At 39.4% G+C, this 22,456-nt stretch carries 25 protein-coding genes; 22 read left to right on the top strand and 3 right to left on the bottom strand.

Features of this window, described 5'->3' with window-relative positions; all coding sequences use genetic code 11:
• Nucleotides 1–187 precede the first annotated feature (187 nt).
• The 6 genes from HUU81_RS11195 to HUU81_RS11170 all read left to right on the top strand — a co-directional run bounded on the left by HUU81_RS11195 (nucleotide 188) and on the right by HUU81_RS11170 (nucleotide 6,014).
• Nucleotides 188–3,406: a LysM peptidoglycan-binding domain-containing protein gene (locus HUU81_RS11195; RefSeq protein WP_199609034.1), complete on the top strand. Its 3,219-nt coding sequence runs from the start codon at nucleotides 188–190 to the stop codon at nucleotides 3,404–3,406.
• A 9-nt stretch (nucleotides 3,407–3,415) separates the two neighbouring features.
• On the top strand, nucleotides 3,416–3,889 hold the full coding sequence (locus HUU81_RS11190; RefSeq protein WP_199609033.1) for a hypothetical protein: 474 nt from the start codon (nucleotides 3,416–3,418) through the stop codon (nucleotides 3,887–3,889).
• A gap of 177 nt (nucleotides 3,890–4,066) precedes the next feature.
• On the top strand, nucleotides 4,067–4,375 hold the full coding sequence (locus HUU81_RS11185; protein ID WP_199609032.1) for a hypothetical protein: 309 nt from the start codon (nucleotides 4,067–4,069) through the stop codon (nucleotides 4,373–4,375).
• Between the two features lie 131 nt (nucleotides 4,376–4,506).
• Nucleotides 4,507–4,770, top strand: coding sequence for a hypothetical protein (locus tag HUU81_RS11180; protein ID WP_199609031.1), 264 nt, complete (start codon nucleotides 4,507–4,509; stop codon nucleotides 4,768–4,770).
• Nucleotides 4,771–4,798: 28 nt separating this feature from the next.
• Nucleotides 4,799–5,293, top strand: a complete 495-nt coding sequence (locus tag HUU81_RS11175) for a prolyl hydroxylase family protein (protein WP_199609030.1) — start codon at nucleotides 4,799–4,801, stop codon at nucleotides 5,291–5,293.
• A gap of 571 nt (nucleotides 5,294–5,864) precedes the next feature.
• A complete protein-coding gene (locus HUU81_RS11170) occupies nucleotides 5,865–6,014 on the top strand; it encodes an entericidin A/B family lipoprotein (protein WP_199609029.1) in 150 nt (49 codons plus the stop codon).
• A 67-nt stretch (nucleotides 6,015–6,081) separates the two neighbouring features.
• Here HUU81_RS11170 and HUU81_RS11165 read toward each other — a convergent pair whose 3' ends face one another.
• Nucleotides 6,082–6,468 carry a GFA family protein gene (locus HUU81_RS11165; protein ID WP_199609028.1) on the bottom strand — a complete coding sequence of 129 codons (387 nt, stop codon included), beginning with the start codon at nucleotides 6,466–6,468 and terminating at the stop codon, nucleotides 6,082–6,084.
• 156 nt (nucleotides 6,469–6,624) lie between these two features.
• Between HUU81_RS11165 and HUU81_RS11160 the strand changes: the two genes are divergently transcribed.
• A complete protein-coding gene (locus HUU81_RS11160) occupies nucleotides 6,625–6,876 on the top strand; it encodes a VF530 family protein (protein WP_199609027.1) in 252 nt (83 codons plus the stop codon).
• Between the two features lie 32 nt (nucleotides 6,877–6,908).
• Here the strand turns inward: HUU81_RS11160 and HUU81_RS11155 are convergent, their stop codons facing one another.
• Complete coding sequence (locus HUU81_RS11155; protein WP_199609026.1) at nucleotides 6,909–7,274, bottom strand: PilZ domain-containing protein; 366 nt, start codon at nucleotides 7,272–7,274, stop codon at nucleotides 6,909–6,911.
• A 104-nt stretch (nucleotides 7,275–7,378) separates the two neighbouring features.
• Nucleotides 7,379–9,046, bottom strand: coding sequence for an energy-dependent translational throttle protein EttA (ettA, locus tag HUU81_RS11150; protein WP_199609025.1), 1,668 nt, complete (start codon nucleotides 9,044–9,046; stop codon nucleotides 7,379–7,381).
• A gap of 468 nt (nucleotides 9,047–9,514) precedes the next feature.
• Here ettA and HUU81_RS11145 point away from each other — a divergent pair, with 468 nt between their 5' ends.
• The 15 genes from HUU81_RS11145 (at nucleotide 9,515) to HUU81_RS11075 (ending at nucleotide 22,439) form a co-directional block, all read left to right on the top strand.
• Entirely contained in the window at nucleotides 9,515–10,270 is a 756-nt protein-coding gene (locus HUU81_RS11145) for a beta-ketoacyl synthase chain length factor (protein ID WP_199609024.1), read from the top strand.
• A complete protein-coding gene (locus HUU81_RS11140) occupies nucleotides 10,267–11,037 on the top strand; it encodes a lysophospholipid acyltransferase family protein (RefSeq protein WP_199609023.1) in 771 nt (256 codons plus the stop codon). The genes HUU81_RS11145 and HUU81_RS11140 overlap by 4 nt, the downstream gene beginning before the upstream one ends.
• Complete coding sequence (locus tag HUU81_RS11135) at nucleotides 11,034–11,288, top strand: phosphopantetheine-binding protein (protein ID WP_199609022.1); 255 nt, start codon at nucleotides 11,034–11,036, stop codon at nucleotides 11,286–11,288. The genes HUU81_RS11140 and HUU81_RS11135 overlap by 4 nt, the downstream gene beginning before the upstream one ends.
• Nucleotides 11,289–11,303: 15 nt before the next feature.
• Nucleotides 11,304–11,549 (top strand): acyl carrier protein, encoded by a 246-nt coding sequence (locus HUU81_RS11130; RefSeq protein ID WP_199609021.1) that lies wholly within the window; start codon nucleotides 11,304–11,306, stop codon nucleotides 11,547–11,549.
• Nucleotides 11,550–11,584: 35 nt separating this feature from the next.
• Nucleotides 11,585–12,196 carry a COG4648 family protein gene (locus HUU81_RS11125; RefSeq protein WP_233520619.1) on the top strand — a complete coding sequence of 204 codons (612 nt, stop codon included), beginning with the start codon at nucleotides 11,585–11,587 and terminating at the stop codon, nucleotides 12,194–12,196.
• A complete protein-coding gene (locus tag HUU81_RS11120) occupies nucleotides 12,189–13,610 on the top strand; it encodes an AMP-binding protein (protein ID WP_199609019.1) in 1,422 nt (473 codons plus the stop codon). The genes HUU81_RS11125 and HUU81_RS11120 overlap by 8 nt, the downstream gene beginning before the upstream one ends.
• Nucleotides 13,603–13,959, top strand: a complete 357-nt coding sequence (locus tag HUU81_RS11115; RefSeq protein ID WP_233520484.1) for an ApeI family dehydratase — start codon at nucleotides 13,603–13,605, stop codon at nucleotides 13,957–13,959. Before HUU81_RS11120 ends, HUU81_RS11115 begins: the two co-directional genes overlap by 8 nt.
• A 2-nt stretch (nucleotides 13,960–13,961) precedes the next feature.
• Complete coding sequence (locus tag HUU81_RS11110) at nucleotides 13,962–14,705, top strand: glycosyltransferase family 2 protein (protein ID WP_199609018.1); 744 nt, start codon at nucleotides 13,962–13,964, stop codon at nucleotides 14,703–14,705.
• The gene (locus HUU81_RS11105; RefSeq protein ID WP_199609017.1) at nucleotides 14,693–15,643 is read left to right on the top strand and encodes an LpxL/LpxP family acyltransferase; all 951 of its coding nucleotides are present in this window, start codon (nucleotides 14,693–14,695) and stop codon (nucleotides 15,641–15,643) included. The genes HUU81_RS11110 and HUU81_RS11105 overlap by 13 nt, the downstream gene beginning before the upstream one ends.
• A gap of 12 nt (nucleotides 15,644–15,655) precedes the next feature.
• Entirely contained in the window at nucleotides 15,656–17,200 is a 1,545-nt protein-coding gene (locus HUU81_RS11100; protein WP_199609016.1) for an HAL/PAL/TAL family ammonia-lyase, read from the top strand.
• Nucleotides 17,193–17,639, top strand: a complete 447-nt coding sequence (locus HUU81_RS11095) for an acyl-CoA thioesterase (protein ID WP_199609015.1) — start codon at nucleotides 17,193–17,195, stop codon at nucleotides 17,637–17,639. Before HUU81_RS11100 ends, HUU81_RS11095 begins: the two co-directional genes overlap by 8 nt.
• 40 nt (nucleotides 17,640–17,679) lie before the next feature.
• On the top strand, nucleotides 17,680–18,300 hold the full coding sequence (locus HUU81_RS11090; protein WP_199609014.1) for a LolA family protein: 621 nt from the start codon (nucleotides 17,680–17,682) through the stop codon (nucleotides 18,298–18,300).
• Nucleotides 18,300–20,588, top strand: a complete 2,289-nt coding sequence (locus HUU81_RS11085; protein WP_199609013.1) for an MMPL family transporter — start codon at nucleotides 18,300–18,302, stop codon at nucleotides 20,586–20,588. The genes HUU81_RS11090 and HUU81_RS11085 overlap by 1 nt, the downstream gene beginning before the upstream one ends.
• Nucleotides 20,589–20,649: 61 nt before the next feature.
• Nucleotides 20,650–21,894, top strand: a complete 1,245-nt coding sequence (locus HUU81_RS11080; RefSeq protein WP_199609012.1) for an NAD(P)/FAD-dependent oxidoreductase — start codon at nucleotides 20,650–20,652, stop codon at nucleotides 21,892–21,894.
• Complete coding sequence (locus HUU81_RS11075; protein ID WP_199609011.1) at nucleotides 21,879–22,439, top strand: DUF3261 domain-containing protein; 561 nt, start codon at nucleotides 21,879–21,881, stop codon at nucleotides 22,437–22,439. The genes HUU81_RS11080 and HUU81_RS11075 overlap by 16 nt, the downstream gene beginning before the upstream one ends.
• The last annotated feature ends 17 nt before the right edge of the window (nucleotides 22,440–22,456 follow it).

Here is a 22,456-nt window from a genome sequence, read left to right as displayed (position 1 = left end):
GTTAATAATATCGCTCACGGCTGTTGTTGTTTACAGAGGTAATAGGGAAGAAAATGGCACTCTAGGCATAAGCCAACACGGCCAATACTTTGAGTATGACGCCGCAGGGCGTGCAGATTTCATTATCAACGATAAAGGGTTTACCGCACAAGCGCTCAGCTATACCGCACAGGGTCACTTAGCAAGTATGCGCCAAACGTACTCGACTACTGCTGAGCACCAATATGGCCGTAACTTAGAAGTAGACTTGTTCGCCGAGCGTTATAATCGAAGTTGGAATGATATTGCGTGGTCGCGCCAAGTGCGTCACGAATACAATATCTTAGGCCAGAAGGAGTTAACGCTTAACTATTTTGCTCCGACATCGACGAGAACCTTGGAAGTAAGAGATGGCGACTGGAGCTACGACGTCACTTTTGACTTATCGGGCGAAGAAAAGTCAATACAGCGATTTGAGTATACGGTTGATGGTAACTTTGACAAAGTTAGCCAGAGTGGCTGGGTGCAAGCATCGTTAGAAGATGTATTAAAAGCGCAGTTCACAGCTCAAGGTACGCATCAGGTTATTGATGCCAACTTAACTGGTTTATTATCAGAGAGTACTAGCCATGGATTAAATACATCAACTTATTTCTACGACGACGCAGGTCGTATGGAAAGGATGAAATACAATAACCATAAAAGAACAGATACCAGTGACCATACAACGCCAAGCCAGTACATGCACACCTTTAGTTATACTTATACAGGTCGTCAGCAGTATTTAGAAAGTAGAGTGAGTGGGTCAAGTAACACCGAAGGATATAAACCGACAACTACTACCAGCTTCTATGACGCAAGCGGTAATCGTTATGCAATAGAAGAAAAGTCAACAATAGAAGGTAGTAAAATCAGTGCGCGTTACTTTGATACATCAGCAGATGGTAAGTTAGTAAAGAAAGTATCGGGTACACAAAACAGAACACACTTAGGCGCATTGCCATCAGTACCGGTTGAAGGGCCGATTAACGGTGGTGGTACAACAAAACCAAATGGTGAAGAGACCCCAATCACCTTCCCAAATAATCCGCCAACCAACGTACCGGGATTACCGGAAGAACGGCCAACTGTAGCACATACCATTAGGTTTACAGAAAGCAAAAGTACGCATTGGGAAGACGGTGAAAAAGAAATGCGTTCGACCACCAGTCACTATCTGCATGCAGGTGGTAATTACCTCGGTGAAATGAAAGAAAACGGCGAGGTCACAGTTAAGCAGGCACACTTTGCAGGGATATCAGCAAAAGCACCGGGTAGTGCTATGCGCCACCAAGTCACCACGGGTGAAACCTTACAAAGCATCGCGGTCGCGTACTACGGTAATCCAGACTATTGGTATATCATTGCCGATGTGAATGGTATTTCGCTAGAAGCAGGCGAGCCGTTAGTGGCAGGACAAACACTCACCATCCCAGAGCAAGCAAATAACGCCAACCGGTTTGATACCTTTACCGCGTATAATGTGGCAGAGCAGATAGGTGATACCACGCCAAGCTTACCGTTTGTGCCGCCACCGCCAGAGGCTGCGTGTAATATGGTGGCCATGATAATTGTCATGGTTGTTACGGCCATTGCGACCGCAGGAGCAGGTTTAGCGATGGCGGGGACTGCATTGGGAGCGGGAGGCTCGTTTTCAGCGGTTGGAGCAGGGTTAGCGGCAGCAGCAGGGAGCGTAGCAGGTCAATTAACAGGAATGGCATTAGGTGTTCAGGAGGAGTTTAGTTGGGGACAAGTCGCGGTAGCTGGACTAAGTGCTGGAGTGACAAATGGTCTTGTGGGTGACTTGGGGACGGAGGCAGGCTATACAGCAAAGCTGATAGGAGAGCGAGCATTACGAGGCGCAGTGGAATATGGAACACAACACATAGCAAGTAAAATGGTAGGTGAACCATCTTCATTTAGCTGGGCTAATATGGCAGCAAGCGCCGCTAGTAGTGCAGTTATGCCTCCACCGTCTCGCTATGGAGAGCAAACAAACATCATGACAGATGTTGTTAAAAATATTGCAGGTTCAGGTGTTGCATATGCCACAAAGAAACTAGTAAATAATGAAGGTTCGTGGAATGGTAAACAGGTAGTTGCAGATGCCTTTGGCAATGCGATTGGGAATAGTATTGCAGCAGGAATGCAGCGAGAGCAAGCTAAGACCAATGAAGTAAAAGAAACGGTCGCTAAAGCTGTAGAGAATGGTGCAACACCACAGCAAGCCGTACAGCAAGTAGCTCAAAAAATAGCCTCTGAAAATGGTGGAAGCATTTCGGGTGGTACTGTCAGCATGGGTGGTAAGTCACTGGGTAATGGCACGGACTACAGCGTTACCAATGCTGAAGGCCAAACAGGTCACTTTGATTTATCGTCAGTGAGTACCGTTCAAGATGGCTATGACATGATTGGCTACCTGAGTGATCACCTCCGTGGCACTCCTAATATGGGCATGATGCTTGGCTCTGCGACAAGTCAAATAATTGGCCGTACTCAAACACACCACGATAATCAGATTAAGGCAATGCACCAACGACTAGATGCTTCTTGGGATGCAGCTGTAAGACGTGGTGAAGCTATGTACGACGCAGGTGTTAGAGCACGCCCTCAAATGGGGGTAGAGTTCAACCTAGAAGCTCACCTAGCAGCTGATAATGCTATGTGGGGAGCTGGTAAGGCTAGAGCTGCCGCGATTAGAAATGGCTGGGACTATACGAAGCAGGTAGTAAGTCATGCACTTGATCCTGATAACCTTGCAAATATTGGGTATCAAGCTCTAGATAAACATGCCGAAGGTGCGTTTTGGATTGGGGATAAAATAGTAACAGGCTTAGTTGATGCTACTACTTTAGTTACAGATCCGGGAGCAATATTCGACTTAGAAGCAAGAACTGATCAGGTAATAAAGCAAGGCTACTTACCTAAAGGCGAAAACTTATCCTATCGAATGGCAAATGAAATTTACGGTCGAGGATTAAATGACTTTATTCTTCGTGTTGATGGCAGAGTTGTAAAGCCAGTAGGGAGTGGGCTAACTATGGCAATGCCTTGGCCTGTGGATGACTTAAAAGTTTATGGTAGCGTCAGGAGTCCTGATGGAATAAAAATATTTGATGATAGCTATGACTTTATTGATGGTGCAACTGGAACGCTAGATCAGTATATTGACCCTAATAGGGATTTTATTCAAAAAGCAATTATTTACAGCAGAAATAAGCTAAATCATATTGCCTATCCACAGCACTCTCCCACAGGAAGTCCATACAAAATTCAGTTTACATATACAGATAACGATCTAATTTATGGTAGGAATAATTTTGCTCCTTGGAAGCCTGATATAGATCCATCTTATGCTCGACCTTATGCGTCATATTTGAATCAATAAGGCCAAGCAATGAAGAAGTTATTTATTATTATGTTTTTGTTTTTTACAGCCTTTTTAGTTTATGAGGAAGATCTTCGGTTTGGGCTGGGGTATGACTTTGAAGTAAATGATAGAATTACACGTCATGGCAAGGTTGTAGTAGAGCATAAAATTTTGGATACACGACTCGATAATGGATATTTGATTGGCATTAGGTTGCCAGCCCATGATATTGAGTGCCGTGGGGGATTGGTGAGAGCTTTGATAGATCAACCAACTTACTTTATTTTGAAGTTGGACGAAACCAAGGTTACTAGCTTTTTATCCAAAGAAGAATTTGAAAGTCGTATTAGCTCTTTAAATATCAAATTCGAAGATCCTCTTAAGTATGAGTTCTTCGGTAACATATTTAAAAACGCTAAAAGATTGGATAGTGATGATAAATATAGCCACTGCCTACGTGATAATAATTTAGATGGTTATCGCGTAGCTGCACTTTTTTAACTTACTTATCATGTTTAATTACGGCCGTACGTCGGATTAATTTGTCGGGTGTCGCTGCGCTTAACCGACTTACACTTGCTGTAGGTTGGAAAAGCCAGAGGCGCCTTCCGACATATTGAATGACTAGGTATGTAATCACAACAAGGTGAGCGGTTAATAATATCGCTCACGGCTGTTGTGATTGATGACGATAATAGGGGAGAAGATGGCACGATAGGTATCAGCCAACATGGCCAATACTTTGAGTATGACACAGCAGGGCGTGCCAATTTTATCATCAATGATAAAGGGTTAACGGCACAGCAACTTAGCTATACCGCAATAGGGTATTTAGATACGGTGCGCCAAACGTATTCGACTCACTCAGATGCAACGCGTGGCAGGAATACCACGGTTGCCTGTTTGCCGATACCACAGGAAAAGCTAACTAAGCTTGGAGTGGCATTAACTGGGCAAATAGCATTCGTCATGAACACGACCGAGTAGGACAAAAGTCACTGACGGTGAGTTTGTCAGTACCTAAAGAAGTCCTCAAGTTTATTTGAGCGTTACATTTTTGATTGATACAAAGATGACTTTGGCTTTAATATTCTCTGTAGTTAGCAGAATAAAATAATATGAAGAAAGAAAAGTTACCTGAAAAGTGGAGTGCTTGGTTGCAGCAAAATTTACGCCGAGGATGTTGCAATGAAGAGTTGGTTCAGATCCTATGCGGGAATGGCTTTGGTTTACAAATCATAAAGTCTGAGATGGGATGCATGTACCCAGCATACATAGATTTTAAAAAGATTTCGAATGCTGACATTGTGCATAACTCTAAGGCTGAACAAATAAAAACTGATAAAGCACAAATATATACACTTGAAAATTTTTTAATCTAGTGATGAGTGTAAACGTATTATCAAAGTAATGCAAAACACGCTTTATCCGTCTAAAGTTACAGTTTCTAATGGCGATGATAAATTTCGTACTAGTTTTACATGTGACTTGGGTGATCAACAACAGCCATTCATAGATGATTTAGATCAGCGTATTTCAGCGCAACTTGGTATTTCCGTAAATAATTCAGAAAGTATACAAGGGCAAAAGTATAATGTTGGGCAAGAATTTAAAGCTCATACTGATTATTTTGAGCCAGGCACTCTTGAGTATCAGAAGCATGCAAGCGCCATGGGACAGAGGGCATGGAGTTTTATGGTTTATCTAAATACGACAATTAAAGGTGGAGAAACATACTTTCCGAATTTAGGTGTAACAATAAAACCGAAAAAAGGAATGGCATTAATATGGAATAATTTACTTCCCGAGGGAGCGTGCAACCCTGCCACTTTACATCATGCAATGCCAGTAATTAGTGGCGATAAATATGTTGTGACTAAATGGTTTAGAACACGCTCAACTTGAGAAAGCTATTTGTAATATAACCACTGTAAATGACTTTATAAATTTACTGTTTTTTGTTCAAATACTTTCTTATGGTTTTCTTATGTGGACGTTAAAGCGCCTACAATTATAAATTATTGTGATGAGGGCTATAGCTAATAAAGTTGAAGGGATGTTACTTTTAATTCGGTAAACACTGATCTTTTTGGTTCATTTACGAATATAAACCAAATACTCAATGAAATCTCGTGCAATTGATAGTTTATAACGTGTGTAGCAGGTTATGTTGAGGACAAGTTAAGTTCCGCCCACTTTGGTATTGTGCTTCAGCTTAATTTCTATATTTCGTTCTTGGAATGATGAAATAATCAATCATGTATACACCACTATTTATTAGTAATAGTCTTCACATGTAGCCTTAATTCTTTCAAATCATTAATTATTTTTAAAATAGCGACTTATTAATTCCCAGCTATACTGTATAACGTTAGCAAAATAGTGGTTTGGGCTGCTGATGCTGATGAAAGCACTTAATAACAAAATGAGTAAGGTTTTCAGTACTATTACTTTTAATTTAGAAGAGAGACGTATCATGCAAAAATTGAAAAATAATATGCTAGTGTTTCGGCTGGTGTTAGTTTCAGCTGTGCTAATGGTTTTTTCTGGCTGCGCAACAATGGAAGGTGTAGGTAAAGATGTTGAGAGTGCAGGAGAAGAAATTCAGGAAGCCGCTCGCGATTAATCCGTTAATGCCGCTGATTAAGCGTTAATAATGCGGCCAAGGCTTTTAATAAATTGAATAAGAACAGCTAGCCTTGTTCTTTACTCTTATGTGCCAATGCTTGCGCATTGGCCTCCCAATGTTGACCGTCAAACTTCACAATTTTAATGTTAGCTGGCTTGGTATCTAAACAACGTACGTTTATATCAATACCATCTGGGTTCGATCTCGGTGTGTAGAATGGCTTTATTCCACAGACTTTACAAAATGTATGTTTTGCAATTCCGCTATTAAAGGTATAAGTGCTTAGACTTTCTCGTCCCTGTAACAAATTAAATTTTGATAAGGGAAGGATGAGGTGAAGGTATCCAGCCTTGTTGCAAATTGAACAGTTACAATCTTCAACCTCTACGGTATTTGGTGCCTCGATTTCGAATTTGACAGCCTGACAGTGACAGCTTCCTAAGAATTTCATTTTTGCCTTAACCTTAACCTTAACCTTAACTTTAACCATAAACTAACAAGTCAGAGCATAACAGCTGATTAAATATATTCAAATACGCATGCAAATAGTTAGCTATAGAGATAGAATTTAGCGACTACATTATTAGCGGTCAAAGAGGAGTACGGAATGGCTGGAACACAAGCCAATAATCCATTACATGGGGTTACATTAGAGAAAGTGGTTACCCAATTAGTTGAATATTACGGTTGGGACGGTTTAGCACAGCGTATTAATATCAACTGTTTTAAAAGTGACCCATCAATTAAATCATCGCTAAAGTTTTTGCGTAAAACACAATGGGCAAGAGACAAAGTAGAAAGTTTGTATATTGATACATTTGCTACACCTTCTCCTTGGGGAAACGCAATAAAGAGCTGAATATTGCGTTATAAGTTTGGTTAGGGTATTAATTATTCTGGGTGAGCAAGATGAGCCAGTTCACGATGTAGCATATCTTCATCACCGCTGTTTAATGCAATGAGCTTTCTTAAGTGGGTTGCGCTGTCTATATCCATCAGTTCGCACGCTAAACCTAAATGCTCATCTTCTATATGCGCTAACTTGGTATACATAGAGATATCAATATCAGAGCCTGCCAGTTTAAAAGTGAGCTGATACTTTTTGTGTTCATATTCTGACGACCAATCATCAGGTTTGGCAATGAGTGCACCTTGGAAGCATAAATCAATTAAGCTGGTATCCCAAGCTTCACTATCACCTTTTAGCTTAGCTGGCGTTGAAAAAACTACTCGTGTGAAATGTCGCTTGTTTTCCATTGTTTAACCTTATTTATTTTTATAAATGACACCTGATGTACTTATAATAGTTGGTAAAAATAAAAAAGGCAGTGATGTTCACCGCCTTTTTATTCATTACATGGTTATTTAACAATACGCTTGTATTTTATGCGGTGTGGTTCCGCTGCCGCAGCACCAAATGTTTTCTTTAACCACTCTTCATAATCTGAATAGTTACCCTCGAAGAAGTTTATTTGCCCTTCATCACGATAATCTAGAATATGCGTTGCAATTCTGTCTAAGAACCAACGGTCATGCGAAATTACCATTGCAGAACCCGGGAATTCAAGCAGTGCATTTTCAAGGGCGCGCAATGTCTCAACGTCTAAGTCATTGGTTGGCTCATCGAGAAGAATTAAGTTACCACCGGCTTTTAATAATTTAGCCAGATGAACACGGTTACGTTCACCCCCTGATAACTCACCAATGCGCTTTTGTTGATCTGTGCCTTTGAAGTTAAAACGACTTACATACGCTCGGCTAGGAATTTCAAAGTTGCCAATCGAAAGAATATCAGAGCCTTCAGAGATTTCTTGGAAAACCGTGTTGTTGTCGTCCATGCTGTCTCTAAATTGATCAACACTGGCAAGTTCAACTGTTTCGCCTAGCTCAACATTGCCTGAGTCAGGAGATTCTTGGCCAGACATCATTTTAAATAGTGTCGATTTACCTGCACCATTAGGGCCGATAATACCTACAATTGCGCCTTTTGGTACTGAAAAACTTAAATTGTCAATTAATACACGCTCACCGAATGCTTTTGAGATTTCATTAACTTCAACCACTCTATCACCTAAACGAGGCCCTGGTGGAATGAATAACTCATTGGTTTCATTGCGTTTTTGATAGTCACTATTTTGCAGCTCTTCAAAGCGAGCCATACGGGCTTTACTTTTAGCTTGGCGGCCTTTAGGGTTAGTACGTACCCACTCTAATTCTTGTTTAATTGAGCGTTGTAAGGCTTTTTCTGACTTCTCTTCTTGCTCTAAACGGGCTTCTTTTTGTTCTAACCATGAAGAGTAATTACCTTCCCATGGAATACCATGGCCTCGGTCAAGCTCTAAGATCCAGCCTGCAACATTATCTAAGAAATATCTATCGTGGGTAATGGCCACAACGGTGCCTTCGTAGTCGTGAAGGAAGCGCTCTAACCATGCTACTGACTCAGCATCTAAATGGTTTGTTGGTTCATCAAGTAGCAGCATGTCAGGCTTTTCTAATAATAAGCGACAAATCGCAACACGACGACGCTCACCACCAGATAAATGTTCTATTTTTTCTTCCCAAGCAGGCAGTCTTAGTGCGTCGGCTGCACGTTCTAGGGCATTATCTAGGTTATGACCATCTTTAGCTTGAATAATCGCTTCTAATTCACCCTGTTCTTTAGAAAGAGCGTCAAAATCGGCATTTTCATCAGCATAAGCTGCATATACTTCATCAAGGCGAGTAAGCGCATGCTTTACATCGGAAACCGCTTCTTCAACCGTTTCACGCACTGTTTTACTATTATCGAGTTTAGGTTCTTGAGGAAGGTAGCCAATTTTAATACCTGGCATAGGGCGTGCCTCACCCTCTATATCAGTATCAATTCCTGCCATAATGCGAAGAAGTGTAGACTTACCCGCGCCATTTAAACCTAATACGCCAATTTTAGCGCCAGGAAAAAATGAAAGAGAAATGTCTTTAAGAATGGTTCTCTTAGGTGGAACAACTTTGCTCACCCGAGACATAGTATAAATAAACTGAGCCATGAAAATGCTGCCTATTAGTTATTATTTGGTTAGTTGACCAGAATTCGTTAGGTTTAAAAAATCTATTATCGGTTATAAATGGAGTGTATTTCTACTTTTTCAATGGTTTTACTGGGCTTTATTATAACGTTATTGCCTCAATCTAATACTACTCAAAAAGCAAGTAAACTAAACAGTCAAATTACTGTAAATACATACTCTAATGGTGAATCGCGAGAAGGCAAGGGAAGTATTTTAGGTTAAAAAACAATCAACTTTTTTTGCTTTATATATTGAGTTTTTGCTCAAATTTTAGTTTAATACGCGCCCTGAATTTAGTTGTACGAATTTTGATAGTGTCCGTTCTGCCACGCATTCGCTAATTAAGAATAAAAATAAAGCTTTGCAGTCTACTTTGGATGAAACAAGTCTGTGCAGTTAAGTTAAATTTTTAGTTTTAGTGATTCGTTTGAGTGAGTAGTGTAGTAAATGGAAATTTGTTTTTCGATCGAGAACCTTGTTTATTTAAGAGCAGATAAACTTAACCAAGAACAAGGTTGCGGAACTGATACAACACAATTTGATAAAAATACACTACCAAAATTAGATTGGGTTGCGCCTATGCAAAGACGTAGGCTCAGCTCATTTGCCAAAATGGCATTGTTTTGTGCGCATAAGTCAGTCATGGATGAAGACGCAAATAAAACGTTAGACACCATTTTTTCTTCTCGTCATGGTGATCTTCATAAAACGTCTGCAATACTAGATGATATTGCCAATGAGCTAAGTCCGTCACCGACCGCATTTAGCTTATCTGTCCATAATGCTGTAGCAGGTTTATTTACGATTCTGACAAACAACACGAATGCGTCAAGTACCATTTCTGCTGGTAGTAACTCATTCTTTATGGCGATTGTTGACGCATATGCACGACTTAAAGCAAACAATATTAACGAAATTTTATTTGTTCACTGTGACCAAGTGCTGCCTGAGGTCTATACGGATTACGCAGACGAATTACAAATAGATCACGCGATAGCATTTAAAATGCGGTTATCACAACATTGCGATGCTTCGATAAAATTAGAAAAATTGACTGGTAAATTTAATGAATCAGTGGCATTACCAGAGCCTGACAACGGAAATTCATTACCTCAATCGTTACAGTTTTTAAATTGGTTGGAAGCTGAACAAGGTGAATTGGAAATACATACACACAAAACAACATGGAAGTTAAGTAAATGATGCAAAAGATAAATTATGTTTGGCGAGTATTCGCAACAGGACTGTGTTTTAGTGTTTTCGGGATAGGTGGTTTATTTTTGACGCTATTTGTTTTTCCGGTTCAGCGCTTGCTGTGTCGTCATGACCATGACCGAAAGGCGTTAGCGCGTAAAACCGTGCATTATTCGTTTAAATTCTTCATAGGGTTAATGCAACTAACTGGCGTATCTAACTTTATTATTGAAAGAAAAGAATATTTGCAACAACTCGATGGCCATTTAGTTATGGCAAATCATCCATCGTTAATAGATGTTGTCGTGCTGATTTCCATCATTCCTAATGCGGATTGTGTGGTTAAAGCGCACTTATTTAAGAACCCATTTATGCGTGGTGTGATCAAAAATACAGGTTATATCAGTAATGCAGATCCAGAAGGGTTGTTGGCTGACTGTAAGGCATCCCTTGAAGCTGGCAATAACTTAATTATTTTCCCTGAAGGTACAAGAACAACCCCAGGTGAAGAAATGCGTTTTCAACGTGGCGCGGCCAATATTGCCTTAAGGTGTAACGCTAAACTGACTTCTTTACTGATAAAAGTGCACCCAACAACGCTGACTAAAATGGAAAAGTGGTATCAAATTCCAGAGAAGCGTTTTGAGTTTAATTTACAAATAGCGGAAACAACACCCGCGCCAATCCAAGCTAACAGCGAGGTGTTTAGTAAGCAATCTCGAAGCTATACCCGCGAATTAGAAGCTTATTTTAACGAGGAGTTAGACAAAATATGAGCGAATTGAAGGCAGAGCTTAAGCAGTTAATTATCGAAACTCTTGATCTGGAAGATGTGACAGCGGCAGATATTGCTGATGATGAAGCATTATTCATTGACGGATTAGGGCTAGACAGTATCGACGCCCTCGAATTAGGGCTTGCCATCAAAAAAGCATATGACGTAAAAATTGATGCAAATTCAGATGAAACTAAAAAGCATTTTGAATCAGTTAATACGTTAGCCGCATTTATAGAAAACAACAAGTAGTATTTGGAAGACATCATGCAAACTAGAGACGAAATTTACAATACGTTATCAAACATATTAATTAATGACTTTGAGATCGAGTCTGAAGACTTATCGTTAGAAGCAAATCTCTATGAAGATCTTGACTTAGATAGTATTGATGCAGTTGATCTTGTTGTTAAATTGCGAGAAATAACGGGTAAGAAAATCGAACCTGAAGCCTTCAAGCAAGTAAGAACTGTGAATGATGTTGTTAACGAGTTAGAGAAGTTAGCAGCGTAGAAGTATTTACTGAAAGGTTACGTAAGTTGTTAAAAGTGTTTTTTGGTGTTTCGTTGGGTATCGCGACTTTGCTGTACCCTGTAATGGTTTTTGCGGGCATGCAATATTTTGAACCCGTATATGTTGCATTGGTGATGTTAATCATTGTGACACTGAAATTATTTAGTCAAAAAGCACTTTTGAAAAAACTACCATGGTTAAAATTAACGAGTGTGGTAGGGATAGCATGCTTGATATTTTCTATTTTTGAACAGTCTGCTAAAGGCATACTCTTTTACCCAGTGTTAATTAACTGCGCTATGCTGGCGGTATTTGGTTATTCACTTATTAAAAAGCCAACTGTAGTTGAAACGCTTGCTAGGTTGTCTGAGCCTGATTTGGATGAAAATGGGGTCAAATACACTGAAAAAGTAACAAAAGTATGGTGTTTATTTTTTAGCGTTAACGGTGGTATAGCTGCGATTACTGCGATGTATTACAGCTTAGAAGTATGGACGTTATATAATGGCTTGATTGCTTATATTGCAATGGGGCTGATGATGGGCGTTGAGTGGATAGTGCGCCAAGTTGTACGTAAGCGCAATGCAAATGCTGCAAGCGAACACGTAATTAGATCAAAACAAGGTGTAAGTGAAACTCATGGTTAATTTAGGCCAAGCACTTACCAATTTGCTTTTAGAAGATAAGCCACTATTTATTTGCGAAGATAAGCACTATACAGCTTCAACGTTTGCAAATGATATTTTTCAATATCAACAAAAAGTTAAAGACAAGATTATCCATAGTCACTTAAGCAGTCCTCTTAAAGCTTTGCTTTTTGAACCTGACTTGTACCAATTTGCTGTAAAGTTATTTGCACTTTCACATCTTAACGTGACTATTATTTTGCCGCCAAACGGGCAAGCCAAAACAATTCTAGAGTTGTCTGGGCAGGTTGACTTTTTGGTAGGTACATTTGATGAGTTATCGCACGCTGAACTGGCTTCAACGCAATATTTTGATGACTTCAATAGTAAATCTGTTACCCATCATAGACCGCTACAGCAACCGAATAGTAACTTTGCTTGGCCCGAGTCCAGCAAAATAATATTCGCCACGTCAGGATCTACAGGAACGTCAAAACTAATTGAAAAAGATTGGAGTGAGCTTAATAAAGAGCTCATTACTTTAACCAGTACTTTTTTGATGTCAAAAAGTGAAGCCGTACAAAATACGTTATTTTTAGCTACAGTTTCTCATCAACACATATACGGACTTTTATTTCGGTTACTTTGGCCTTTATCGGTAGCAGCCAAAATTGCCCCAACAATAACTTACCCTGAACACGCAATTAATTACCTGATTGATGCTGCTGAAGTTGTACTAATTTCTAGCCCTGCATTTTTAACTCGTTTAGCTCAAGATAATGTATTGCGCACTCATCAAGGCTGTTTACAGCAGATTTATTCTTCTGGTGGCCCGCTTGCAGATCCAGTTGCATTAGCGCTTTACGATCAACTTTCGATAGGGGTAACCCAAGTTTACGGTAGTACTGAAACAGGTGGGATTGCATATCGTTCGCTATCAAACGTAGCCGAAGTTGACTGGACGTTATTTAAAGGAATAGAAGTAGGTATTTCAGCTCAAAATCAGCAACTAATATTAAATTCTCCCTATATTAGCATTAACGATATGCTTTTAGAGGATAGGGGAGAAATAACAGATTCAAACCAACTGGTACTGCTTGGTCGAGCCGATAGAACGGTGAAATTAGAAGAGAAAAGAGTCAACCTCACTCAAATGGAGCGTTGGTGCAATGAGCATGATTGGGTAAAAACGACTAAAATTATTCAGTTAACAGGCAGGCGCAATATTCTTGCAGCGGTGATTGAGCTTGTAGATGATGCAACCGTTGAAAAAGAAAAAGCTGAGCCCCGTGCATTCAATAATGTATTTAAAGCACATTTATTAGATAAATTTGAAAGAGTTTGTTTGCCAAGGAAATGGCGGTATGTCTCTGAAATGCCTTACAATAGTCAAGGCAAATTACCTTATTCAGATTTGGAGAAAATGTTTGACTAAGCTAACGAAAGTTGAGCCACAGATTATTGGTAAATCACTAGAAGGTGATAACGCTCAATTAAGGTTAATGATCCCTGAAGATTTAGACTATTTTAATGGTCATTTTCCTAATGCCCCTATTTTGGCTGGCGTCGTTCAACTTGATTGGGCGGTAAAATACGGTATCGAGTCGTTAAATATGCCGGCATCAACAGTTAAAAACTTAGAAGTACTCAAGTTTCAGGTAGTTATTACGCCGGGTTTGAATGTGACGCTTTCTTTTACTCGAAAGTCAGATTTCAAATTTACTTTTAAGTATGAATCAGAAAAAGGTGTGCATGCATCAGGTCGCGTTGTACTAGAAGCATAAATATGTCGTATTGTTTTATTATCCCCAATTACAACCATGTGCACTGTATTGATCAAGTGATCAATGAGTTAGCTGAATTTAATTTTCCAATTGTGATGGTTAATGACGCAAGTTCAAACGAAGCAACGCAATTGTTTAATTCACTTGAGAATAAATATCAACGTTTGACGGTTATTCATCATAAAGAAAACCAAGGCAAAGGCGGTGCTGTTCAAACGGGTTTATTTTATGCTCATGAAAAAGGTTTTGATTATGCCATACAGGTAGATGCAGATGGCCAGCACTGCTTAGATGACATTCACCGTTTATTGAGTGAATCCAAAAAGCATCCTAATACGCTTATTAGTGGTAAGCCGGTATACGATGAAAGTGTGCCTAAGCACCGTTATTGGGCTCGTTATATCACGCATTTCTGGGTAATGGTTGAAACGCTATCACTTAAGCTTGCTGATACTATGTGCGGTTTTAGAGTCTATCCGGTAAAGCCTTGTGTTGAATTGTTTAACGATATTAATTTAGGTAAACGCATGGACTTTGATATAGAGGTTCTTGTGCGCTTATATTGGCGCGGTGTGTCTATTCGCTTTATTTCAACAAAAGTTATTTACCCTGAAAACGGCATTTCACACTTTAAAGCGCTTGAAGACAATGTTCGTATTTCTTGGATGCATACTCGCTTGTTTTTTGGCATGTTGTGGCGCTCTCCTATGTTGATCGGGCGAAATATTAAATCATGTCTGAAGTAAAGCAAAAGCAACATTGGTCTAAACTTGAAGAGCGTGGCTCTGTGATCGGTATGAAAATTTTATTTTCAATCTACCGTTTGTTAGGGCGTAAGGTGTTATGGATTTTTTTATTTCCTGTGGTGCTGTATTTACATGCTACAGGTTCATCCGCTCGTCAAGCATCGGTCACGTTTTTGTCTACCGTTAACCGCGTTCGGGGAAGTAACAAAACAGCAAGCTATTTAGATAGCTTAAAACACTTTTGTCGTTTTGCAGATTCTGCCTTTGATAAAATTGACGCATGGTTAGGGCGTATTAAGTTAACGGATATTGACTACAATAATTCTAATTTATTTTTATCGCTATTAGAAAAAAAGCAAGGTGCTGTATTTATAGGCTCTCATTTAGGTAACTTAGAAGTCTGCAGAGCATTAAGTCAAGGCCGTTATGCAACAACACTTAATGTGCTTGTGTTTACTCAGAACGCGGTAAAGTTTAATCAAATATTGGAAAGTGTTAACCCCTCGGTTTCATTAAATTTAATACAGGTTAATGATATTGGTCCTGGCTTAGCGATGACGCTGAAAGATAAAGTCGACCAAGGGGAAATAGTTGTTATCGTTGGTGATAGAACTAGTATTACAACGGGTGGAAGAGTTGTTTATGCTCCCTTTTTAGGCGAAGAAGCACCGTTCTCTCAGGGGCCTTTTATTTTAGCGTCTTTGTTAGATTGCCCGGTATATTGGTTGTTTTGTTTAAAACATAAAGGCCGTTTTAAAGTGATATTTGAGCATGTCGCCGACAAGTTGGTATTACCACGTAAAGAGCGTGCTAAAGCGTTACAAAATGTGGTGGAGCAATATGCAAGTCGATTAAGCTACTATGCTAGTCAGTATCCCTATCAGTGGTTTAATTTTTTTGATTTTTGGCACAAAGATGATCGTGTTTCAAGAAAGTAATTGGAGTAGTAAGTGAGTCAGCAAAAAACAGTTTTATTTGGTAGTCAACAGCTTACCATTGAGTCAATAGTAAGCATTGCCAAACAAAACACGCAGGTTGAATTAACCAAAGACGCCGAGTTTAAAGAGAAAATCGACTCAGCGATTAACTTTCTTGATACGTTACTAGAAGAAGACGGCGTTATATATGGTGTTACTACTGGCTACGGTGACTCAGTAACAGTTGATATTCCGTTAGAATTAGTCAAAGAGCTGCCATTACATTTAACTCGTTTTCATGGTTGTGGTCTAGGCGCTAACTTTTCTCCAATAGCGGGTCGTGCCATTTTAGCTACACGCTTAGCGTCATTGACGCAGGGGTATTCAGGCGTAAGCTGGGAATTGCTCAACTTATTAACTGACTTTATAAACAAGGATATTGTTCCTGTTATTCCTGAAGAGGGGTCGGTTGGTGCGAGCGGTGATTTAACGCCTTTGTCTTATGTTGCTGGCGCTATGGTAGGTGAGCGAGATGTTTACTATAAAGACCAAGTTAGAAGTAGTGCTGACGTAATGCAAGAGCTTGAATTAACGCCACTTACACTTCGCCCTAAGGAAGGGCTTGCGGTGATGAATGGCACGGCAGTAATGACAGCGATGGCATGTATGGCCTATGACCGTGCAGCTTATTTAGGGCAGCTTGCTAGTAGAATCACAGCGTTAACCAGTTTAGCGCTACAAGGGAATAGCCATCACTTTGATGAAATTTTATTTTCAGTAAAGCCACATAAAGGCCAACAGCAAGTTGCATCGTGGATCCGTCACGATTTGAATCACTATGAGCACCCGCGTAATGCAGATCGATTACAAGACCGATATTCTGTAAGGTGTGCACCTCATGTGATTGGTGTATTACAAGACAGCCTGCCATTCTACAGAACCACCATTGAAAATGAGCTAAATTCAGCCAATGACAATCCAATCATCGATGGTATTGGTGAGCATGTACTGCACGGTGGACACTTCTATGGTGGTCATATCGCTATGGTTATGGATAGCATGAAAACGGCTGTGGCAAATTTAGCAGATTTAGCCGACCGTCAAATAGCATCTTTGGTAGATACTCGTTATAACAATGGGTTGCCATCAAACTTGTCGAGCAGTTGTGATCAACGTCGCTATATTAATCATGGATTAAAAGCAGTACAAATAGGTGCGTCAGCTTACACGGCGGAAGCGCTCAAACATACAATGCCAGCCAGCGTGTTTTCTCGTTCAACAGAATGTCACAACCAAGACAAAGTAAGTATGGGAACCATCGCCTCTCGCGATGCGTTACGAGTGCTTGAACTCACCGAGCAAGTATTAGCCAGCACGCTGTTAGCTGCAGTACAAGGCGTAAGGATTAGAATCGCGAACAATGAGTTAGACCACGATACGTTATCAGACAATATTCAAGAAATGTACGATGATATTACGGGATATTTTGATGACTTAGTGGAAGATAGGCCGCTTGAGGGTGTACTTAGGCAAACTATTGCACATATTCAAAACAAGCGTTGGACTATTTATGAATAGTAAAAATTCCCTTTTATCGGCCAGTGCCATCATTGAGATACCGTTTCATGACTGTGATCCAATGAATATTGTGTGGCACGGTAATTACGCTAGGTATCTTGAAGTTGCTCGATGTGAATTATTACGAAAATTTCAATACGATTACTTAGATATGAATGAGTCAGGCTATTTATGGCCAATAGTTGATATGCGAATTAAGTATGTTGGCTCGGCAGTTTTTACTCAAAAAATCCGCATTGATGCTTATTTAAAGGAATATGAAACACGACTAAAAGTGGATTACATAATTAGCGACGCTGAGTCGAACAAGGTAATGACAAAAGCATATACGATTCAGGTTGCGGTTGATCAAAAAACGAAGGAAATGCTGTTTGCTAGCCCGCAAATTGTACTTGATAAAGTTCAGCGAGCAATGAATGGAGAGCCGCGTGCTGTTTAATTCGTTTCGTAACTGCTTGTTTTTAATTGTATTGTTAGTAATGAATTGCAATATTGCTGTTGCAGCATCGTTAGTGGTTGATCTTAATCAATCGCAGGCGATTTCAGCCGCACAAGCAAGTAAAAAATTGGCATTAGTGAACACGACAACAGCCAGCCGCGGAACATTTGTACAAAGCAAATATTTTCCAATTCTCAAAAAGCCCATTATTGCTTCAGGAGAGTTTTACTTAACTGATACTGCTTTTACATGGAAAACACTACAACCCGTTAAGTCAGCATTAATTTTTAAAAATAATCAATTGTGGGAACAGGTTGCAGATGGTGAACTCTCCGTTGTTAAAAATGCGGCTAACATGACGAGTATTTTACAAAATGCGATTTCAGGGAACTTTATAAAATTAACAAAGCAGTTTGAGTTTTATGAAATTAAAACACCGTTAGACACGGATGGAAAAAACACGAATGAAAAAAACACGGATGATGCTTGTGTTGTAATGCTTCCATTAATAGAGAGCTTAAAGCAAGGCATTACTCAATTTGTATTGTGTGGAAAAGGGCAAATAAACACGCTATCTTGGACCGATCCCTATAATAACCGAACAGACATACAGCTAAGTTATTTAACTCCTTCTGAAACAACCAAAATTAATGAGCAGTGATGTTAAAGGATTATCGTTTTTGGCTGGGAATTGGCCAGTTTATTGTTGTAGCGACATTATTACTATTAGCCATTGTGATCGGCAAGGTGAAATTTCAGGCGAATATTCTAGATTTATTACTTGAAACAAAATATTCAGCATTAGTTAATCACGCTGAACAGTACTTTTTTGAACAAGCTAAGTCGCGAGTTATCATATCGGTGCGAGGGGAGCAAGGCGAAAGTGCAGTCGCAGAGCTTGCTAAACACTTTAAACAAAAAGAGTGGATAGCACCCCGCACTAATGCTTTTGATCTTAATACGTTAGCGTTATTTTACGCAAACCATCAAGCCGCAGTACTTTCACCTAATTATCGTTTGTTACTCAACAATAATGACAGCTTGTTACCTTTGGTAATGCAAAAGCTGTCTCAAGCGGCTAACCCTTTTGTGGCCGCGACCTTTGATACTGATCCTAGTTTATTAACAGCCGACTTTATTGAACATAACATTTCAATGCTACCACCAATGCAGCCAGAAAGAGATTGGGTTGTAACAAACAGTGGCGACGAACAGGTATACCTGTTGTTTTTGCTTTTGCCAGCAAACGCCTCACAAATTAATAAAGCACATCAGTTTGCTACAGAAGTGCTTGATACTTTAAACATGACCAATATTAAGTTTCCTAATGCTCAGATTTTTTATTCTGGGATGACTTTTCATACGGCGGAGAATGTTACTAAAGCAAAATACGAGATGGCGGTGTTTGGCGGTATCAGCGTTACCGCTATGATATTGATTGTGCTATTGGTTTTTCGTTCTGGCTATCCTTTATTTGCGGTTATTTTTACTATCAGCAATGCTATTTTGTGTGGTTTTACAGCATTGGTTTGGAGTTTTAACAGTACACATGTGCTTAGTTTTGTATTTGGCGTAACGTTAATTGGCATTGCAATAGACTATTGTTTTCATGGCTTAACAGATTTAAAAAACCGCATTTCACCGAATCCAAATAAACATGTGCTAAATACGAACGTGCGTAACTCATTAATTATAGGTTTTTTAACAACTTCAGTTGGCTATTTAGTATTAATTGGGTCGCCTTTAGATGTAATGTCGCAAGTTGCAGTATTTGTAGTTGCAGGTTTAATAGGAGCACTAATAACAACATTATTCCTTTTACCAGCGACAATGCCATTACGTAAAAAATCAAGCGTTGAAAATAAGCCTGCTTTTCCGAATATTGTGCATGACTATGTTATACATTTTTCGACTTACGCCACCCAATTAGCCAAAAATAGGAAAATAATATTATTAGTAATGACAGTGGGACTGGCAGGCATAAACGCACTGAGTTCATTAACCTTTAATGACGATATTTCGTTACTAAGCTCGAGCAGCAGTCAGTTATTAGAGGCTGAAGTTAAACACCGTAAGTTAATGCATCAAGATCAGAGTATTCGTGTGTTCATTGAAGCATCAACCATTGAAGCGCTACTGCAAAGAGAAGAAGCATTTATTCACGATTTGAAAACAAACGCTAATAGTGCGGAAGTGTTAGGTGTAAGTCAGTGGTTACCTTCATTTAAACAGCAGAAACTAAACAGTGAGTTATTGTTAACTGCTTATCAAGCGGGAAGGTTTCAAGATGTTAATGAGGCATTAGGCGTAAACATTCATTTTGAACAGGTTAACCCTCTTTCACCTGAGACTTTTTTAAACTCGTCAGCTAAGGCGCTTATTCAAGACCGCTTATACCAACAAGATAACGGCTACGTTTCATTATTAACGATTAATCATGTTGGAGTACAGGAAGTTAAGAGTGTACTGCTTCAGCATCAGAAATATAGCTACTTACTGAACAAGTCAGAAGGGCTATCTCAAGCAATGCAGGTGTTTAGAACTCAGTTATTAGCGTGGACGCTCATTGCGAGTTTAGTGGTTCTGACCATTTTAAGTATTAAGTTTTCTTTGAAGGCGGGCGTAATTAGTGTGTTGATATTAGGCATTACGATAGTATCTGCACTTCAGGTATCTTTGTTTATTCAAGGTCATCTAAACGTATTTAACATACTAGGTATTATTTTAATTATAGCGTTAGCAATAGACTATTTAGTGTTTATACAATCTAGGCGTTTAAAGCTGTCGAATGTTGTTGCCATTACATTATCGGCCATTTCGTCAATATTAGTTTTTGGTATGTTGATATTTAGTCAGACACCTGCCGTTTTTAGTTTTGGATTGACGGTAATGTTGGGTGTAATAGGCATTTACTTACTATCGCCTTTGGCGGTTGAACAAGGCAAATAAGCCTTGGTTTTCATTGTTGGCAGTATTGGCAAGTATAATAGGGTAGTAAAAGAGCAAGGTTATGAAAAAAGAACAATATGATGTTGTAGTAATTGGTGCTGGACCTGCTGGCGCTGTTGCTGCCGCAATGTTGGTGCGTAAGGGAAGAAAAGTACTCATATTAGAAAAAATGCATTTTCCGCGCTTTTCTATTGGTGAAAGTTTATTACCACAGTGCATGGAGTTTTTACGTGAAGCGGGCTTGGAGGGTACGGTTGATCAACACGCTGCATCACTTGCCTTTCAATATAAAGACGGCGCTGCTTTTTACAAAAGTGGAGCATATACTGAGTTCGATTTCACAAAAAAATTCTCTAAAGGACGTGGCACAACGTTTCAAGTTAAGCGAGCTGATTTTGATAAATTACTAGCGGATGGCGCAGAAAAGGCAGGAGCAGAAATACGTTATGGACATCAGGTGAATGATGTTGATGTAAAAGTGCAACAACCTATACTCACCGTGGAAAATGAAGACGGAGTAGCTTATCAAGTTGAGTGTAAGTTTTTACTTGATGCGAGTGGCTTTGGTCGTGTTCTTCCTCGACTACTGGATCTAGAAACGCCTTCAAACTTCCCTATTAGGCAATCTTATTTTACGCACATTAAAGACAATATTGATGACCCAAGCTTCGATAGAAATAAAATACTTATTACCGTTCACCCAAAACATTCTGATATTTGGTATTGGTTGATACCATTTGACGATGGTACGGCAAGTGTTGGTGTGGTAGGTGAGCCAGAACAGTTTAATGACGATTACGGCTCAAACGATGAGTTATTAAACGCCTTTTTACGTCAATCACCTAATTTAGAAAAACTCCTTGCAAATGCAACACTGATAAACCCTGTACGCACAATAAAAGGCTATTCAGCCAACGTGAAGCGCTTGCAAGGTGGTAACTTTGCACTGTTAGGAAACGCAGGCGAGTTTCTTGACCCGGTGTTTTCTTCAGGGGTGACTATTGCGTTAAAATCTGCTTCGTTAATTGCGCCATTAGTAGATAAGTATTTGGACGGTGAGCAAGTAGATTTTGAAGCTGACTATTCAACGCCATTAAAAAAAGGTGTTAATTGTTTTAAGACGTTCGTGACAGCATGGTACGAAGGTGGCTTTCAAGATATTATTTTCTATCAGGATCAAGATGAAAAAATAAGAGAAATGATTTGCTCTATTTTGGCTGGGTACGCATGGGATGAAGAAAATCCTTATGTGGCACAAAGTGAAAGACGCTTTAAAGTATTGGTAGATATATGCCGTACAGAATAGCCATTGTTTTTTGCTTGATATTGATTACTGGCTGCGCGTCAAAAATACCAACTAATACGCAGTCAGTAAGTGTTGCATCGGATGTTAATTTGTCTTTATCCATGCCACAAATGTCTCAATTAACAAGCCTTAAAGAAAGCCAACAGCAGCTGATCACATTTAAAAGTAACAACCATAATAGAAGCATATTGGTAAATACTGAGTATGATCTATCAGGAATCAAGATGGTTGCAATGTCTCCACAAGGCATTCCGTTGTTTTCATTAAATTTTATAAAAGAACAACAAATACAATTACAACGCTATATACCCCTAGATGATCTTCGACCAGAGTATATAATGGCTGACTTTCAGCTTGTTCATTGGCCTGTAGAGTTACTGAACAAGCACTTAAATGGTGGCAAGATTGAAGAAAAGCACAATGGAAACGAACGAGTTATTATCCAAGACAGTAAAACAGTGATAAGAATTAAGTACAATAAGCATCACATAAATTTTGAACATCTTGAGCGTGGTTATACGTTCACGATTACACCAATTAAATGAACACGATGACTAATACC

Source organism: Flocculibacter collagenilyticus, assembly GCF_016469335.1.
Classification (GTDB): domain Bacteria; phylum Pseudomonadota; class Gammaproteobacteria; order Enterobacterales; family Alteromonadaceae; genus Flocculibacter; species Flocculibacter collagenilyticus.
Note: the sequence above shows the minus strand (reverse complement) of the source record. Positions and strands in the feature narration are given on the sequence as shown.